Below are 17,604 nucleotides of genomic sequence, written 5' to 3'. Positions count from 1 at the left end.
GACGCTCCGAACGAATACCGTAAAAATATCCAATAAACATCATTTTAAATAAAACGATAGGATGGATTGACGGACGTCCATTGTTTTCACAGTAATAAGGGCGTAACTTCTCTTCAATAAAATCAAAACTAATTGTCGCTTCGATCGCACGAAGGAAATGATCTTGTGGAACCAACTCTTCTACAGAAACAGATACACGTTCATCACGATGATTTTTTAAAGCACCCATCATAAAAAATCTCTCCTATACCTCTTTTTATCAGTGTTGACACATAAAAAGAGGTTCAGACACAAAAACAGGCTGTGGAGAAGACTTTCTCCACAGCCTGAATAAGGATAGCTTTAGCTATCCTTATAATCGTTTATTCGTAAGATTTTTTCTTGTTTATATAAAATGTGATTATCGCAGTAATGAAGAAAATAGGTATCGCATACACTTGCCCAACAAATAACTTCCAGCTGACATAATTATAGCCTTCAGATGCTGGGATGATAACGGAAATAACGCAAACGATAAAATAGACTAATAGTGCAGGGATAATATTTTTCATTTTTAGGAACCTCCTTCTTAATTTTATTTATACATTGTAATATAAAGATTTATTTTTATTGTTTTGAAGAAAAAATGCAAAAATTTTTATGGTATTATAATATTTGCAATGAGAGTGATTCATAGTACGTATATGGTAAAATATGTAATTTTAACTTTCAGAATTATTATATAGTATTTCGAGAGAAAATGTACAAAATAGCGAATTTTATTTACAGAAGTAAAGGGAGGAGAAATATATATGAAAAGGCTATGTATAATTCCATGTGGAAAAAAGAAAATTTGGGATAAGCATTCAAACTACGGACCGATGGAAGCAAAAGATGTATATATTAGTCCGTTCGGAAAAGCATGTCAGGCGTACGCATCCATGTTTTTTGAAAAATGGGTTATATTATCAGCGAAACATGGGTTTTTAAGACCAAATGATATTGTATTAGAAAACTATGATCTTGCATTTGATTCAAAAAGCGATGAGGTAATAAGTATAGAGCAATTACAAAAACAGATGGTAGATAAAAGTTTACTACAGCTTGACGAAATCGTCTTACTAGCAGGAAAAAAGCATAAAAAAGTAGTGACAAAGTTATATCCAGAAGAAATGATTACATATCCGCTAGAGGGGTGTAAAGGGATTGGGTATATGCTGCAGAGGTTGAAAGAAGCTGTGAAGGAAGGGGAGGAAATATAGGTGAAGTTTCATTGATTTTAAACTCTATTTATTTAGGGAGCTTAGGCATCGCCGAAAGGGTGATGCTTTTTTGTTCGTGCCGCCATTCAAGTTAATGCAATTTAGAGAACAAAGAATCCGATTTGTGAAGTGACATCCCTTTTTTATATCGAAAACGAATTGCCGTCAATTTTAGAAAATGTAGGGTGTATGGGTACAGTTAAGATTATAAGTGGGAATAGCAATAAGACAAGTTTTGAATAGAATATTAAGAAAGGAGATGTTGATGAATAATGGCTAGATATAGTTTGCACGGAGGACACAATAGTATTGTTCAAGGTGCTAATTTCGGGAATCGGAAAGAACACGTTCTGGATAGGCAAGTTAAAGATGCCGTGGCGGCTAAGTTAAGAGCCTTAGGACACACGGTTTATGACGATACGGACGAGGTAGGGACAACTCAATCACAAAATTTAAATAATATCATTCGTAAAAGCAATTCCCATGCTGTGGATTTAGTTATTTCTTTTCATCTTAATGCAAGCGATGGAAATGGACAGGGTGTTGAGGTTCTGTATTATGATCAGAAAGACTTGGCGGCTAAAATCTCAGCTCAACTAGCAAAAGATATTGGATGGCGTGATCGAGGTGCAAAACAGCGTACAGATTTAGCGGTATTAAATGGGACGAAAGCACCTGCTATTCTTATAGAATTAGGATTTATTGATAATGAATCCGACATGGCAAAATGGAATGTTGATAAAATCGCTAATTCTATTGTGTTTGCTCTTACAGGACAAACTGGAGGAGGTACAGTGGATTTGCTCAAAGTAAAAACTGGCGGTGTAGCATTTAGTAATTTACAAGCTTTGGCTCAAGCGATGGTTGATGCGGGTATTGACGGACAAATTGTCGTTCAGAAAGATGGCATTGGTTATGCTATAACGAATGGCTATCCGGCTGGAAATATCGATAAATTTACAGCTTGGTTAGATGCGCGTAAGTGGTACTATGAGTATGTGAGATAAAGTGAAACTTTAATCAGTGGGTTAAAAATACAAGTTGGCTTTTATTATTTTAATGGCTCACGATAATATACTATGTAACCACAAATATGGACAATGTATATATAATTAAAACCACCTATCAAAAAGGTGGTTTTAATTATGTACTTTAGTTTTTTTGAATAATCATCTTTTAAATCTATAATAATATTCTATTTTTCGATACATAAGTTAAATTTAAAATCATTATCAATGAATACAAAATCTCTACTGCTAATTAAAAAACTGACTTGATTGTTTAAGGGATAAGAGTCAAAAATACATTCTCTGAATATAATAATAAAAAAGGAGATGATGAATAATGGGTTACATTGTAGATATTTCAAAATGGAATGGCAATATTAACTGGGATATCGCAGCCCCACAATTAGATTTCGTAATTGCACGTGTGCAAGATGGTTCAACTTATGTTGATCCTTTATATAATAATTATGTACAAGCAATGAAAGTAAGAAATATTCCGTTTGGTAATTATGCGTTCTGTCGTTTCGTTTCAGTAGAGGATGCACGGATAGAAGCAAGAGACTTTTGGAACCGTGGTGAAAAAAATGCCACAGTTTGGGTAGCTGACGTAGAAGTAAAAACAATGAACGATATGAGAGCGGGTGCACAAGCATTTATTGATGAATTACGTAGATTAGGAGCTAAGAAGGTCGGTTTATATATTGCTCATCATATGTATGCTCCATTTGGAATGGCAAATGTCAATTCTGATTTTGTATGGATTCCTCGTTATGGTGGTAACAAACCGGCGTATCCATGTGATATTTGGCAATACACAGAAACAGGGAATGTAGCTGGTATCGGAAAGTGTGATTTAAATGAGCTAATTGGAAATAAACCGTTAGCTTGGTTTACAAATCAAACTGTTGAGCCAATAAAGAAACAAGAAGGGGTTGGAATTATAGTGAATAAATATAACAAAGTAGTTACTTATGAATTTGGTGTAAATTTAATTCCTGACATGATTCAAATGATGGATAAGCTTGGATATACTTCTAGAATAATATCTCCCGGAAATAACCAAGGACTTGTGTATTTCGAGACAGATTATCGTCAAGGGAACGAACTGGACAAAGCAACGGCTTGGTTAGATACGAAAGGAATTAAATTTTTTTATACAAAAGAGTAGTTTGCTAAATAAAAAGCCGTCATGTGACGGCTTTTTATTTTTATGTAATCTTCTAACTCTAGTTATAATATGGAGAAAATAGACTAATAAACAAGCCTTTGTATACTTTCAAACATAGAATATGATGAATTCTATTAAGGAGGAAGCATATTCATGGGGAATACTTGTCATTGTGGGCATTCCCGAAATTGTAATAAATTTTGGGATAATTTAATGTTTGGGAGATGTAGATGTAAACGCAGTGATTTTCACGAATGTTGTTGCAAAGAGAAACCGAAATGTGAGTGTGAAAAATGTCATTGTAAAACAAAACCGAAATGCCATTGTAGAGATGAAGATGAAGGGTATTAATAATAAAAAAGAGTAAGATACGTACTCTTTTTTGGGGTGGTTATATTCCATCTTGAACAGATTTCTTTACAATTACCCATGTGTCTTTCTTTTTAACCGTTATAGCTACATTAGTTCCATTAGATTCCTTATAAAAGATATATCCATTGTTTAAGTTTACATATGTTACTGGCTCACCTATGCAATCTCGCGAACAGGATTTGTTGACCAGTTCAATTAGGGATAGTTCGCTTGGATCGGTTTTACTTGCTTCTATAACAGCATCAAGGCTTGTTTTTCGATAACCTTGCAAGTTTATATGAAAAAGCTGCTCTATTTCTCCTGTAATGCTAGTATTCATTACTTCTACTGAATTCTTTTTTTCTTGAAGAAATCCGTTTTCATAAAGTAATTTTGTATATCCAATCCATGCTATTAATACTAGCATGAAAAACATACCCGTCATTTTAAGCATTCGAAGTCGTTTACTTATAATTGTTTCTGAGTATTTCATTCAGTCTAATCCTCCAATGTTTTTAATTTAAAATATGCTTGGATACATACTTTTAGAAGAGGATGAGAATTAATGAGTTTTTAATAAAAAAGAAAACATCCAGAGCTAGATGCTTTCCTTTTTTGTATTTTTCGCTATCTGTTAGTTACTTGTTTCATCAGCGGTCTTATTTCTTTAACTGGTGGTTTCTTATCATAGGCATCAACGTAAGAAAAGTAGTAGTTTAAGTTTCTTAGAAGACCTTTTCCTATTTTTGCACTTAAGAAAGGAAAGACTTGTCCAGTATAATCATCGAGAGATTTACAGTAATATTTTTCATCTAAATATATACTGTATTTACATGTTAGTTCTACTAAAGGATTCCCTTCATCATCAAATACTTCTTTAGAATCAATAATATCTATTAGTGCAAATTTTTCATTTAGGTAAACTTTCTTTTTTTTCTCGTGTTTATTTGTAAGTATAAAAACGAGCCCAATCGCGTTAATCAAACTATTTCCTCCTATAAAAAACGGATATTAATAAAATATATCGATATAAGCTAAATGTAAAGAGGAGAGGTGAAATATCATGGAGAGAAAGTTAAATAAGCCGATTTATGTTGGGAAATCGACTTATTTTATCAAGTATTACTTAGTAGTAATACCTACTCTGATTAACATTTCACTTTATTGAAATACTTGTGGGAATTGTTTTACGATTGCGTTTGTTATCATGTCGGCCATTTCTAATGCTTCTTTTTCAATTTTATCGTAAAGTTGTACTCCTGCTTCATAATCTTTATTTAGGAAGGTAAGTGCTTCTGCTTTCGTTAGTGCTAAATGTTCATAAAACATTTTTCGGAATTCTTCTTTTCCTATATATGGGTTGATGTTATTAAGAAACTCAACGATTTCATCACCATTAGCGTACCATTTTTTCTCTATAGCGGCAGCTGCATTTTGATCACCAGCTTTTGCGGCTTTAACAAGATCTGCTGCAATGACTAAGTGATCTTTAATTAATGCACTATATTTTTTTACTGCATCTTCACCGTAAAATGGTTCAAGTGATAGTCCCATATGTGTTGCGTTTTGTAGAAGTCGTCCAACAGTAACGTTAACATCGGGTAAATTAAATACAATACTTATAATAGCCAATCTCGTCCAAGCGACGTGTTGTTCCCATAAAGAACGCATATACCCTTTTAAAAAATTCTCGTTTTTACTAATTCGGTAGTTACGTACGGATAAATCATAGTTTACATAAGGGTTATGGTAGGGGGAGTAATACGATTGCCAATAAGAATACATAAATAGTAACACTCCTTTGAACATGTATAACTCAAAGTATGATATAGATTTATGTTTAGTTACGTGTCCTAGATTATTTTTAGGGAATTTGAATTGGAGAAATTAGGTGAATGATCTTGTGGTATATATGAATAAATTGAATATAAAGTAAAAGAGGGTCTGCAAGGGAAGTTACAGACCCTCAAAAGGGTATTGCCGAGATGTCGGACTCGACTACGTAATGTTATCATAAAATTCTTTTGAAAAAACCTGGTAAATGTGTCCAAATGAAATTGGGACCTTAATAAAGTCAAAGAGACCTGCTTCCCGCGGCAGGCCCCATTAACTAGATAATGTCGATGAGCAAAAACTCATCTGGAGTACTTTCATAGTAACAAGTAAAATGTGTTTTGTGTATTGAGAAAGAAGAATTGCATAATTATATGTGAACAATTTAAATCCCAACAATTTATGATTATCATTAATTGTTGGGATTTAAATATGGTTATAAAATGGAAAAAAGACTTGGAAGTGAGATTGAGGTGTAGAAGTAAGTAATCATGAAAAAGACCTGCTAATATAAGCAGGTCAACTTAAGGGGTTTATCCAACAGATTATTATATATGGTAACAACTGAATTGTAGTAAGTCTATACATTTAATATTGAGAAAAATTCTGCAAATGATATATTTTTTGCGCATATATTAACGTCTAAAAAGTTGAGAAAGAAAATTAAAAAGCTTTTTATAAGAGAATAATGGCTGGTACTTATAGTATGATTCATATTTCCACGCATCATTATTAGAGAATTGGAGTTGTGTTGTTTTCTTTTTTGCCGTGATGGAACTCATATTATGATGTTTCATATAGAAACCTCCTGAATTTATACGTATACGATTAGTAGTATTCAAGAAAGGGAAATAAAATGAATATTTAAATTGAAACTCTTTCTTCATGTTTACTGGATTTACGTTATAAATGTTGTAAAACATATAAAACACGGATGCTAATTCATATTAAATAGGTGGAGAAACATAGAATAATGAAAAAACAATAAGCATCTATTCATCCCTTTCAAGTCGCATAAGTGATTGATATAATAGAAGTAGATGAAAGATAAAGAAAAGCAGGTGACTCTTTTTTGTTTACTAAAGCACAAGAACTTTTAGCGTCCTACTTTGGTTATTCTTCGTTTCGAAGAGGACAAGATGAAACAATTAAAAATGTACTAGATGGGAAAGATACAGTATGTATTATGCCAACGGGTGGCGGTAAGTCGATTTGTTATCAAATTCCGGCATTAGTATTTGAAGGAACGACGTTGGTTATATCGCCTTTAATATCACTTATGAAGGATCAAGTAGATACATTGGTACAGAATGGCATTTCAGCTACATATATTAATAGTTCTATTTCTATTGCCGAAGCAAATCAGCGAATTCAATTAGCGAAACAAGGACATTACAAATTACTTTATGTCGCGCCTGAGCGTCTTGATTCGATGGAGTTTGTTGACCAACTTATCGATATGAAAATCCCTATGATTGCGATTGATGAAGCACACTGTATTTCACAGTGGGGACATGATTTCCGTCCAAGTTATTTACATATACATCGCATATTAGATTATCTTCCAGAAAAACCGCTCGTATTAGCATTAACAGCAACAGCAACACCGCAAGTACGTGAGGACATTTGTAACACACTTGAAATTAATCAAGAAAATACAATTATGACAACGTTTGAGCGTGAGAACTTATCGTTTTCTGTCATTAAAGGGCAAGATCGAAATGCATATTTGGCGGATTATATTCGTCAAAATCAAAAGGAATCTGGGATTATATATGCAGCTACTAGAAAAGTGGTCGATCAGTTATATGAAGATTTAATGAAGGCAGGAGTTTCTGTATCAAAATATCATGCTGGTATGAGTGATAGTGATCGAAATGAGCAACAAGAACTCTTTTTACGAGATGAAGTAAGTGTAATGGTAGCAACATCTGCATTCGGGATGGGTATTGATAAATCGAATATTCGTTACGTAATTCATTATCAGCTTCCAAAAAATATGGAAAGTTACTATCAAGAAGCGGGACGTGCTGGTCGTGACGGATTAGATAGTACATGTATATTGTTATATTCTTCTCAAGATGTACAAGTACAGCGTTTTTTAATTGATCAATCAACTGGAGAATCACGTTTTTCAAATGAACTTGAAAAATTGCAAAATATGACAGATTACTGTCATACAGAACAATGTTTACAATCATTCATTTTGCAATACTTTGGAGAAGAACCGAAAGAAGATTGTGGACGCTGTGGTAATTGTACAGACGATCGCGAGAGCATTGATGTGACAAGGGAATCACAAATGGTTTTATCATGCATGATTAGAACGAACCAACGCTTTGGGAAGCAAATGATAGCGCAAGTATTAACGGGGTCGAAAAATAAGAAAGTTATTGAATTTAATTTTCATACTTTACCAACGTATGGGCTTTTATCGAACCGTAGTGTAAAAGAGGTCAGTGAGTTTATTGAGTTTTTAATTTCAGATGAGTTAATTGCAGTTGAACATGGCACTTATCCGACATTAAAAGTAACAGAAAAAGGGAAAGAAGTATTACTTGGTAAAGAGAATGTTTTACGAAAAGAACGAGTAGAGACAAGACAAATTGTACAAGACCATCCTTTATTTGAAGTGCTTCGTGAAGTACGTAAAGAAATTGCACAAGGAGAAGGTGTACCTCCGTTCGTTATTTTCTCTGACCAAACATTGAAAGATATGTGCGTGAAGATGCCGCAAAGTGATTCCGAATTGTTGACGGTAAAAGGTATCGGAGAACACAAACTTGTGAAATATGGCTCACACTTCTTACAAGCAGTTCAGCATTTTATTGAGGAAAATCCAAATTACGCTGAAACGATTAAGACAGAAGTAGTTGCAGAGCGTAAAAAGTCAGGAAAAGCGTCCGCAAATTCTCATTTAGAAACGTATGAAATGTATAAACAAGGTATTGATTTGAATGAGATTGCAAAAGAACGTAACTTATCAAGACAAACAATCGAAAACCATTTAATTCGCTGCTACGAGGATGGAATGGAAGTAGAGTGGCAAAGTTTTGTTCCAGCAGAGTATGAATCTCTTATTGAAACTGCCGTTCAAAATGCTGAGGGTGGTCTGAAATCTATTAAAGAACAGCTTCCGAATGAAGTGAGTTACTTTATGATTCGTGCTTATTTACAAATAAGAAAGTAGAGACATATAAAGGGGATAAGATTTTATGTATCATGTTTTCGTTTATGGCACGTTAAGAAGAGGACAAACGAATGCTCATTATATGCTAGGTGCAATATGCATCGCTGACAGAGCTTGGACATATGGAAAATTATTTGATACGAACGAAGGATATCCGGCCATGACTTATTCGATTGAAGAAAAGGTGTATGGAGAAGTTTATGTAGTAAATGATGAGATATTGTGTAAGTTAGATGAACTAGAAGAATATACAGGTAATGCGGAGACCGATTTATATGATCGAATCACGCAAACAGTATATATTGCTGATAGGGAAATAGAAGCATATGTGTATATCGCTCAAGATAAAAAGATGATATTGAAAGTTATTGATTCTGGTGACTGGGTGGAGTATCAAAAAGAAAAATAAGAGTAGCTAAAGAGTAGATAGTGGAATAATCCATTATCTATTTTTTATACTTTCACTTTCAAAATTCTTATTATTTTGATAAATTGTAAATATAAGGAAATAAAAAGGAGGATTTTTCATGGGAATTAGAAATTTAGTTTCTCACCTGTAGCAGAAAAATAATTTGCAGGAGGAGAATAATAATGAACGAATTAAATGTAAAAGAATTTTATAAAAAACAATTTGAACTAATAAGCTATGATATAAATAATGAAAATTGGTTACAGGAAGTTGCTAAAGAAGTGCAAGAACAAGTTGGATATCCAATTCAGACGATGTTAGAACTAGGAGCTGGAAATGGCGGATTTGCAAGGGCGATGTCTAAGTTGGATGTAAAAATGACTACTGTTGAGATTGTACCAGAGTTAGTTATGTTTGCTAGAGGACATGCTATTAATGACATTGCGATTCATTGTGCTGATTTTTATAAAATTAACTTTGAGGAAAAGTTTGATGTTGTTAGTTATTTAGACGGATTTGGTGTAGGAACAGATGAGGAACAATTGATTCTATTAAAACGAATTAAAAATTGGATGAAAGATGATGGGTGTGCATTTATTGATATTTACCCACCATTATATTTGGAAAAAGCAAATGGACAAGAAATGCTCATTGGTTCTGCAATGCGAAAGTATGAATATGATAGTGAAAATGCAAGAATGCTAGACCATTGGTGGGAAATAGACTCTTCAAATGATATCGTGACACAATCTTTACGCTGCTATGCTGTAGATGAGATTAGTAATTTATGTGCCGAGGCTCATTTAAGTATAGTTGGGATTTTCCCAGGAGGAGCGTATGATTTTGAAGCTGGGAAATATAAAGAGCAATCATCTTTAAATGAATGTTTATCATATCGAATTAAAGTAAAAAAGAGTAGGGATTAAATCCTTACTCTTTTTACTTTTATTGTGTGAATAATTGTCGTTTTTGTATACATCAATTTAATATATGTGTAGTTGTGTGATTTAAATGTTGCATATTCTTTTTAAATTAGAAAGATGAAAAGTAAGTTTTTTCGGAAAATTTAAATGGAAACTATTGACTTTATGATTGGATTTTTAATACAATGATACTTCGACTGAAAAATTAGAACGGACAGGAGGGAATCGTCGAAATGAGCAACATATTTGAAGATGAGTTACAAAAAATGAAGGATACTTTACATATGATGGATGAGCAATTGGATAAGCTTGAAAAAACCCCGGTTTATTATGGGGAAGATTTTAAAGAGCAAATTCTTGAAAGTATGAGAGAGTCTAATAGACAAAATTTACGTATTGGTGTGCAAGAGCCGTACTTTGGAAGGTTAGATTTTCAGGAAGATGGTAAAGAAGAAGTTATGCCGATTTATATTGGAAAAGTAGGGGTTTCGGATATGGACACGATGAAACCAATCATTATTGATTGGAGAGCACCTGTCGCAAGTATGTTTTATTCATTTACCGGTGGAGAAGAATTAGCATTTTACCAATCACCAGATGGGTTAGTAGAAGGTGATGTGTATTTAAAACGAAACATTTCTATTCGAAAAAGAGAACTTGAACGTGTTGTTGATACATATGTAAAAGGAAATGAAGATGTATCACATGCCGATGATTTTCTTCTATATCGATTAGGTGAGAATAAAGATAATAAGCTAAAGGATATTGTTTCAACGATTCAATCGGAACAAAATGATATTATTCGTGCGGAAAGAAACTTGCCATTATTAATTCAAGGGGTTGCAGGGAGCGGGAAGACAACAATTGCGTTACATCGCCTTGCTTTTTTAATTTATGAATACCGTGAACAACTAGAAGCAGAAAGAATGATTGTATTTGCGCCGAATAGTCTGTTTTTAGACTATATTTCGAGTGTACTTCCTGAATTAGGTGTGGGGAATATTAGTCAAACAACGTTTCCGGATTGGGCATTACGTACGTTAGATGATTCAGTGAAACTAAAGCAGACAGAAGAAAAATTGAAAGAAGCATTTTCTATTAATCGTGATGAAGAAAAGGTTATGCTCGGTAAATTGAAAGGTACACTGGAATTTAAGTCCTTTATTGAAGAGAGAATGATTCAATTTGAAAATGAATTAATACCAACAAGTGATTTTGAGGCATGGGACAAAGCTATTATTCCAGTAGAAGACATAAAAAAATGGATGCAAGTTGAATATAAACATTATCCATTAAAGAAAAGAAGAGAAAGATTAGTCGGCCGAATGAAGCGCTGGATTGAAATTGAACTGAAAAAGTATGGAGAAAAAAACGAGAAGAAATTATTAAAAAAAGAAGCGACAAAGAGATTGAACACTTATATGAAGTTTTGGCCGAAAATGAGCCCACTTTCACTATATAGTTCAATATTGAAAAGTAAAGAAATACTCGAAGTATTGCCTGAAGAACTTGTGAAAGAAACTGAAAAGAGTTGTCGTAAAAAAGAAGTGTATGTAGAAGATTTACCAGCTTTAATTTACATACATCACCGCATAACAGGTATTGAAATCGGACAGAAATTCCATCACGTCGTTATTGATGAAGCGCAAGATTTTTCACCATTCCAAGTTTATGTATTAAAAGAAATTACACTAGGTAATTCTTTTACTATATTAGGTGATTTATCTCAAGCAATTTATGATTATCAAGGAATTGAAGATTGGAGTGCTTTTAAAGAAGTATTCCAAGAAACAGGTTATTATGAACTGACGAGAAGTTATCGTTCTACAAAAGAAATTATAGAATTTGCGAACGAAATAATTAAAAATGCAGAGATTCCAGTTGGGCTCGCAACACCAGTTTTTCGCAGTGGTGAAGATGTTAAGGTAATCCATGCAGAAGATCAATTTAATGAGATTATGAAGACGTTAAAACATCTACAAAACGAAGATGTGAAAACCATTGCGGTAATAGGAAGAACAGACGATGAATGCCGCGATATATATGAGAAATTAACAAAAGCAGGATTGGCTGTAAACGTTATTGAAGCAGATCAAAGTAAATATGAAGGTGGTATTTCAGTAGTACCTGTATACTTGGCAAAAGGGCTAGAATTTGATGCTGTTCTATTAATCGATGTTGATGAAGAACATTATAAAAATACGAAACATGATGCGAAGTTACTTTATGTCGGATGTACAAGGTCACTCCATGATTTATGGATTTTCCATAGCGGAGAAATATCACCTTTAATTAATGGATTAAAATAAATATTACATACAAGAGGATTTTCTAGTAACAAAAAGAAGAACCTCTTGTTTTTCTATATAAAGACATGGAGAGAGGATAACTATGATAACAAAAGTAATAACAAAAAGAAATTGGGAAATCGCAAAGGTAGATGGAGAAGTTAATGAAGCTTCACTTAAAGAAGAGGGATTTATTCATTGTTCATTTTTACAGCAAGCTTTAAAAGTTGCTGAAAAATATTTTAATCATGAAGAAGATGTTTTATTACTGACAATCGATCCATCCTTAATAAAAGCAGAAATAAAATATGAACTTGCTTCTAACGGTCAAGAATATCCGCATGTATATGGAGTAATTAATATTGAGGCAATTGTAGGCGTTATCCCATTTACTAAAGAAAAAGGAGAGTTTCTATTACAAGAGGTACAAAATTAAGGTTGTAATAGCCGTTCAAATTAACAAGAAAAGCACAAATTATATAGTTTGTGCTTTTTTATTATCTATTTTTTGTAAATACGCATTGTTTTTATCACACTAATACTGTACGATACATAGTATAAAACATATACTGTATGACATATAGTAATGGAAAAGAGGTGAGTGAATGGATGCTTTATTAAATTCGTTAATTACTGAACTAAGAAGAGGGACATTAACATTAGCGGTTTTAAGCCAGTTAAGAACACCGCAGTATGGGTATTCACTTGTCCAATTATTGGAGAAATCAGGGATCACAATCGATCAAAGTACTTTATATCCACTACTTCGCCGATTAGAAAAGCAAGAGCTAGTGACGAGTAGTTGGGATAAAACGGAGAGTAGACCTCGTAAGTATTACGTTTTGAGTGAATACGGATTAGAGATATTTTTGCAGTTAAAAAAGGAATGGATAAAGGATTCGAAGGAACTTTATAACTTATTAAAGAAGGAGGACAAGAATGAATTTAATTGATATTTATGTCGAGGAAGTAGCGAAGAGATTACCTGAAAAAAATCGTGAAGATATTATTCTTGAACTACGGTCAACAATCGAGGATATGTTACCGGATGATTATAATGAAGATGATGAAAAAAGAGTTCTTGAAAAATTGGGAAGTCCAGTTTCATTAGCTAATGGGTACTTGGATAGACCAATGCATTTAATTGGACCACGTTATTTTGATGTATATATGACATTATTAAAAATGATCTTACCAATCGCAGTTGTAATTGCGCTTATTTCAATGGTTGCAGAAAATTTTATTAGTTATAGTGGTGATCAGGCTGTATTAAATGTTATTTTAAAATTGATAGGTGAAGGCATTGGAAGAACGTTTGAAGTAGGTTTCCAAGTATTTTTCTGGCTGACAATTGTGTTTGCTGTTATAGAAAGAACGGATAAAGAAAAGGACCCACAACCATTAACAACAAGTTTAAAAAAATGGACGCCAGATGATTTGAAAAATATTTCGTATATCCCGAAGAAAAAGGCGATCTCAAAGTTTGAAGTGTTTGGAGGTCTAATGTGGACGGCAATATGGGCTACACTTTACTTTTATGCGAATCATCTCGTTGGCGTATACAATGGTACGGAAAATGGATTGAAGTTTGTTGCGCCGACGTTTAATCAAGATGTATTACTTCAGTATTGGCCAATCGTTGCTATTGTGATTGTTTTTGAAATAGGTATATCTCTTTATAAGTTAGTACAGGGACAATGGACGCAAAGATTGGCGATTGGAAATGCTATACTCCAAATAGCTGGAACAATAGTATTCATTGTAATTGTAGTAAATCCACATTTATTTAACGCAGGATTTATTACGTATTTGGCAAATGTATTTACTATTTCCCCAGAGGAGTTTAAAACGTGGCTCATTGGGGGAGGAATTTTCTTCTATACGTTATCTGCTGCAATAAATATATTTGATGGTTTCCGAAAAGCTAGTATTCGTACGTAGATAAAAATCGGAAATTTCTGTAAAATAAAACTATTAAAAAGATAGTGAAATAAGATGAACATGATGAAAGGAAGAAAACAATGATAAGGGAAGCAACGAAAAGAGATTTAGCATACATTTTAGATATTTATAACGATGCGATACTTTATACAACAGCTGTATATGCGTATAAACCTGTAACCCTTGAAAATAGAGTAGATTGGTATGAACAAAAAAAGGCCGAAGGGTATCCAATTTTCATATACGAATTAGATAATAAAGTAGTAGGATTTGCGACATTCGGCCCATTTAGAGCGTGGCCCGCTTATAAATATTCAGTTGAACATTCTGTGTATGTAGATAAGACATATAGAAAAAATGGCATTGGGTCTTCATTCATGAAAGAATTAATCAAAATTGCGAAGGAAAGAGAGTATATGACCTTAATTGCTGGAATTGATGCAGAGAATGAGAAAAGTATTGCCTTGCATCAAAACTATGGGTTTGTTCATGCAGGGACAATAAAAAAAGCTGGTTATAAGTTTAATAAATGGCTAGATTTAGCTTTTTATCAGCTGGAGCTTAACGGTCCTGAAAATCCTATAGAAGGATAAATATTTTTCGGTAGCAAGAAAAAATTCATGCTACCTTTTTCTTATTTTAATAGCTGATGAAAAGGTTTTTTATATTCAATATTGAATTATTAGAAGTTAATATAACGATATGAAAAGAGGGGTGGAAATGGAAACTGTCATAAATAAAATAAAAGAGGTACAATCTAATTATGTGGGAATGGCAATTTATTCTACAAAAAACAATCGTATAGTTGCTTCATATAATAGTGAATTAAATATTCCGTTAGCATCAGCAGCAAAATTAGTCATTGGATTTGTAGTAACGCAAATGGTGAAGGAAAATAAACATAATTGGAATGATATACTTCATCACATTAAATTTAATCCGCATGAAGATAGTGCGCAGTTATATCCGCATTTACAAGGAAGAACTTCTTTAACACTTAGTCAAGCGGTAGAGGTAATGATAGCTTGTCATGATAGTTACGTTGCACAGTCAGTTGTAATGCACTGTGGTGGATGGGATGCTGTGAAAATGTATGCACAAACGTACTTTTCAAAAATTCATATACAAGAGAATGCTAGAGATGAGAAAAATGTTGGAGAATTAAATGAAGTTCTTGCCCTTTTCATACAAATCTTTCAAGGTTATAAATCAGAACCAGAATTATGGGAACCAATTATTAGTGGCATGGTAAGACAACAAGGAGAGTATGAAGAAATCCCATATTATCATTTAGCTCATATGACAGGTGGATTGCTCACAGCTACAATAAATATTGGCATAATAGGAATGTTTAACGAATTTCCGCTTCTTTATGTGATTGGGGGAAAAGATTTACCGAATCGCCGTGAAAATAGAGAGGTAGATGAAGCTTTTGCAGTAGTTTTAAAGTACATATACAAAGAATATAGTGAAAGCATGCTAGAGGTGAACAATTGAAGAGAAACTTAAAAACTTCAACGATTATCATTTTAATTTTAACGATTATCGCTATGGAAGTTGGAATCGCGATTTACGATCATAATCTGTCATTAGATACAATTTACTTTGCAGCGATCCTTATTTGTATTGTATTGCTTTTTGGCACACGTGTTTCTGAAGAGAAAGAAAGTAAATCAAAACAAGGACGAAGAAAAGCAACTCTTATATTTTGGTCATCTATTTTATTGTCTATCGCTTGTTTTGCAGTTATAAGTTACATAAGGATAGGCTATGTCTCTGTACCAGGGATAATTGGCTTTTCATGCTTTGTTACATATGGTGGATTCGTATGTATTAGTATTTTAAAGAGAAAGAATAAAATGTAGCTTACTAAGCTGAAAGGAAGCAATGTATATGAAACATATAGAGAACGGTACACGTACTGAAGGAGAATATATTAAAAATAAAGTTATTCAATATAATATGTCCATCTTAACAGGTGAGGCAAGACAGACGATGGAAGAAGTAAGTCTTGTAGTAAAAAATGAAGAAGGAAAAATTTTTGGTGGCGTAACAGGTACGATGTATTTTTATCACCTTCATATCGACTTTTTATGGGTTGATGAATCAGTTCGTTATGACGGTTATGGCAGTCAACTGTTACATAAAATTGAAGGTATTGCGAAGGAAAAAGGGTGTAGATTAATATTGCTAGATTCATTTAGTTTCCAAGCACCAGAATTCTATAAAAAGCACGGTTATAGGGAGTATGGTATCGTTGAAGATCACCCGAAAGGTCATAGTCAGTACTTTTTTGAAAAGAGATTATAAAGTGAAACTTTAATCAGTGGGGGTTTTACGGACAGCCCGATCCCCCATCTAACTTCTTTACTTTCGCTGGATTTTGAGGTGGGGTCTTACTGCCCGGCAAATAGCGGGATAATAATATTATGTATACTGGTTGATGGGAGAAAGCATATGTACACGTATAAATTGCAACAAGAACAACCAATCTGTGCAGAAAAAATAAAAAAACTTTATGATTCTGTCGGTTGGTGGCCAGAAAGAAAAGAAGTCGATATTGAAAAAATGTTAATGAATAGCATAGCCATTGGAGTATGGGAAGAAAATGAATTAGTTGGATTTGCTAGAGTCGTTTCTGATGGTGTTTTTCGAGCGTACATTGAAGATGTTGTCGTACATGAGAGTGTAAGAAGTAAAGGTATTGGAGAGAAGGTGCTTACAATATTACTTCGAGAAATATCTCATATTGATATTGTTAGTCTATTTTGCGGAGAGAAGCTAATAAAGTTTTACGGTGAGCAGCAATTTGAAGCGACGAAGCAAATTGTGATGCACCGTAATCAAATAGGGAAAGAATAAAGAGGTGCCAATTAAAATGAATGCAACAAGAGCGTACTGTTTATCGAAAAGAAAAGCGACAGAAGATTCTCCAGATGGTTGGAGTGCAACATGTATGAGGCTTAATAATAAAATATTTGCGATAGTAAATCATGAAGAAGGTGAAAAAGCTGCGATTACATTGAAGTGTAATCCAGAAGTCGCATTAAGAATAAGAGAAGATTATCCAGAAACAATTATTCCAGGGTATCATATGAATAAAAAACATTGGAATACCGTTTATATTCATAAGGGTATAGAACAGGAGCAAATAAATAAAATGATTGATTGGTCGTATGATTTAGTACTACAATCATTTTCAAAGAAAAAGCAGCAGGAGTTAATGGATTAATATGTATTAGGAGTGTGTGTA

At 33.3% G+C, this 17,604-nt stretch carries 23 protein-coding genes; 18 read left to right on the top strand and 5 right to left on the bottom strand.

What is annotated here, in order from left to right; genetic code table 11:
- Together C4S65_RS12855 and C4S65_RS12850 are read right to left on the bottom strand one after the other, a co-directional pair.
- Positions 1-232 (bottom strand): transposase (locus tag C4S65_RS12855; RefSeq protein WP_142391532.1); only part of this gene is annotated, 232 nt, incomplete at its 3' end.
- A gap of 130 nt (positions 233-362) precedes the next feature.
- The gene (locus C4S65_RS12850; RefSeq protein WP_000789488.1) at positions 363-551 is read right to left on the bottom strand and encodes a DUF4017 family protein; all 189 of its coding nucleotides are present in this window, start codon (positions 549-551) and stop codon (positions 363-365) included.
- A 240-nt stretch (positions 552-791) separates the two neighbouring features.
- Between C4S65_RS12850 and C4S65_RS12845 the strand changes: the two genes are divergently transcribed.
- From C4S65_RS12845 to C4S65_RS34365, 5 genes are all read left to right on the top strand, one after another.
- Positions 792-1,241, top strand: a complete 450-nt coding sequence (locus tag C4S65_RS12845; protein WP_086406296.1) for a DUF6884 domain-containing protein — start codon at positions 792-794, stop codon at positions 1,239-1,241.
- Between the two features lie 129 nt (positions 1,242-1,370).
- Entirely contained in the window at positions 1,371-1,484 is a 114-nt protein-coding gene (locus C4S65_RS33985) for a phage holin family protein (RefSeq protein ID WP_228596316.1), read from the top strand.
- 29 nt (positions 1,485-1,513) lie between these two features.
- Complete coding sequence (locus tag C4S65_RS12840; protein ID WP_000135285.1) at positions 1,514-2,248, top strand: N-acetylmuramoyl-L-alanine amidase; 735 nt, start codon at positions 1,514-1,516, stop codon at positions 2,246-2,248.
- A gap of 337 nt (positions 2,249-2,585) precedes the next feature.
- Positions 2,586-3,416 carry a GH25 family lysozyme gene (locus C4S65_RS12835; RefSeq protein WP_000540627.1) on the top strand — a complete coding sequence of 277 codons (831 nt, stop codon included), beginning with the start codon at positions 2,586-2,588 and terminating at the stop codon, positions 3,414-3,416.
- Positions 3,417-3,633: 217 nt separating this feature from the next.
- Positions 3,634-3,783 carry a hypothetical protein gene (locus tag C4S65_RS34365; RefSeq protein ID WP_000503005.1) on the top strand — a complete coding sequence of 50 codons (150 nt, stop codon included), beginning with the start codon at positions 3,634-3,636 and terminating at the stop codon, positions 3,781-3,783.
- A gap of 24 nt (positions 3,784-3,807) precedes the next feature.
- Here C4S65_RS34365 and C4S65_RS12830 read toward each other — a convergent pair whose 3' ends face one another.
- The 3 genes from C4S65_RS12830 to C4S65_RS12820 form a co-directional block, all read right to left on the bottom strand.
- Positions 3,808-4,260, bottom strand: coding sequence for a hypothetical protein (locus C4S65_RS12830; RefSeq protein ID WP_000877577.1), 453 nt, complete (start codon positions 4,258-4,260; stop codon positions 3,808-3,810).
- 134 nt (positions 4,261-4,394) lie between these two features.
- The gene (locus tag C4S65_RS12825; RefSeq protein ID WP_000606231.1) at positions 4,395-4,751 is read right to left on the bottom strand and encodes a hypothetical protein; all 357 of its coding nucleotides are present in this window, start codon (positions 4,749-4,751) and stop codon (positions 4,395-4,397) included.
- A gap of 177 nt (positions 4,752-4,928) precedes the next feature.
- The gene (locus tag C4S65_RS12820; protein WP_061666082.1) at positions 4,929-5,552 is read right to left on the bottom strand and encodes a hypothetical protein; all 624 of its coding nucleotides are present in this window, start codon (positions 5,550-5,552) and stop codon (positions 4,929-4,931) included.
- A gap of 1,120 nt (positions 5,553-6,672) precedes the next feature.
- Here C4S65_RS12820 and recQ point away from each other — a divergent pair.
- The 13 genes from recQ (at position 6,673) to C4S65_RS12750 (ending at position 17,583) form a co-directional block, all read left to right on the top strand.
- Positions 6,673-8,790, top strand: a complete 2,118-nt coding sequence (recQ, locus tag C4S65_RS12810; protein ID WP_000494275.1) for a DNA helicase RecQ — start codon at positions 6,673-6,675, stop codon at positions 8,788-8,790.
- A gap of 25 nt (positions 8,791-8,815) precedes the next feature.
- A complete protein-coding gene (locus tag C4S65_RS12805) occupies positions 8,816-9,199 on the top strand; it encodes a gamma-glutamylcyclotransferase (RefSeq protein WP_098316788.1) in 384 nt (127 codons plus the stop codon).
- 182 nt (positions 9,200-9,381) lie between these two features.
- On the top strand, positions 9,382-10,125 hold the full coding sequence (locus C4S65_RS12800) for a class I SAM-dependent methyltransferase (RefSeq protein ID WP_097960202.1): 744 nt from the start codon (positions 9,382-9,384) through the stop codon (positions 10,123-10,125).
- 230 nt (positions 10,126-10,355) lie between these two features.
- Positions 10,356-12,431, top strand: coding sequence for a 3'-5' exonuclease (locus C4S65_RS12795; protein ID WP_086406290.1), 2,076 nt, complete (start codon positions 10,356-10,358; stop codon positions 12,429-12,431).
- An 82-nt stretch (positions 12,432-12,513) separates the two neighbouring features.
- Positions 12,514-12,846, top strand: a complete 333-nt coding sequence (locus C4S65_RS12790) for a DUF952 domain-containing protein (RefSeq protein WP_000629076.1) — start codon at positions 12,514-12,516, stop codon at positions 12,844-12,846.
- A 169-nt stretch (positions 12,847-13,015) separates the two neighbouring features.
- Positions 13,016-13,363 carry a PadR family transcriptional regulator gene (locus tag C4S65_RS12785; RefSeq protein WP_098838579.1) on the top strand — a complete coding sequence of 116 codons (348 nt, stop codon included), beginning with the start codon at positions 13,016-13,018 and terminating at the stop codon, positions 13,361-13,363.
- Positions 13,350-14,351 carry a hypothetical protein gene (locus C4S65_RS12780; protein WP_086790413.1) on the top strand — a complete coding sequence of 334 codons (1,002 nt, stop codon included), beginning with the start codon at positions 13,350-13,352 and terminating at the stop codon, positions 14,349-14,351. Before C4S65_RS12785 ends, C4S65_RS12780 begins: the two co-directional genes overlap by 14 nt.
- An 80-nt stretch (positions 14,352-14,431) precedes the next feature.
- A complete protein-coding gene (locus C4S65_RS12775) occupies positions 14,432-14,944 on the top strand; it encodes a GNAT family N-acetyltransferase (RefSeq protein WP_000617526.1) in 513 nt (170 codons plus the stop codon).
- A 127-nt stretch (positions 14,945-15,071) separates the two neighbouring features.
- On the top strand, positions 15,072-15,848 hold the full coding sequence (locus C4S65_RS12770) for a serine hydrolase (protein ID WP_098316790.1): 777 nt from the start codon (positions 15,072-15,074) through the stop codon (positions 15,846-15,848).
- Complete coding sequence (locus tag C4S65_RS12765) at positions 15,845-16,216, top strand: hypothetical protein (RefSeq protein WP_098838578.1); 372 nt, start codon at positions 15,845-15,847, stop codon at positions 16,214-16,216. The genes C4S65_RS12770 and C4S65_RS12765 overlap by 4 nt, the downstream gene beginning before the upstream one ends.
- 28 nt (positions 16,217-16,244) lie before the next feature.
- A complete protein-coding gene (locus C4S65_RS12760) occupies positions 16,245-16,661 on the top strand; it encodes a GNAT family N-acetyltransferase (protein WP_098838577.1) in 417 nt (138 codons plus the stop codon).
- 147 nt (positions 16,662-16,808) lie between these two features.
- Positions 16,809-17,213, top strand: coding sequence for a GNAT family N-acetyltransferase (locus C4S65_RS12755; protein ID WP_000288975.1), 405 nt, complete (start codon positions 16,809-16,811; stop codon positions 17,211-17,213).
- A gap of 16 nt (positions 17,214-17,229) precedes the next feature.
- Complete coding sequence (locus C4S65_RS12750; protein ID WP_000994626.1) at positions 17,230-17,583, top strand: MmcQ/YjbR family DNA-binding protein; 354 nt, start codon at positions 17,230-17,232, stop codon at positions 17,581-17,583.
- Positions 17,584-17,604: the final 21 nt, after the last annotated feature.

The organism is Bacillus sp. ok061 (genome assembly GCF_900108285.1).
In the GTDB taxonomy this organism is placed as follows: Bacteria; Bacillota; Bacilli; order Bacillales; family Bacillaceae_G; genus Bacillus_A; species Bacillus_A thuringiensis_S.
Note: the sequence above shows the minus strand (reverse complement) of the source record. Positions and strands in the feature narration are given on the sequence as shown.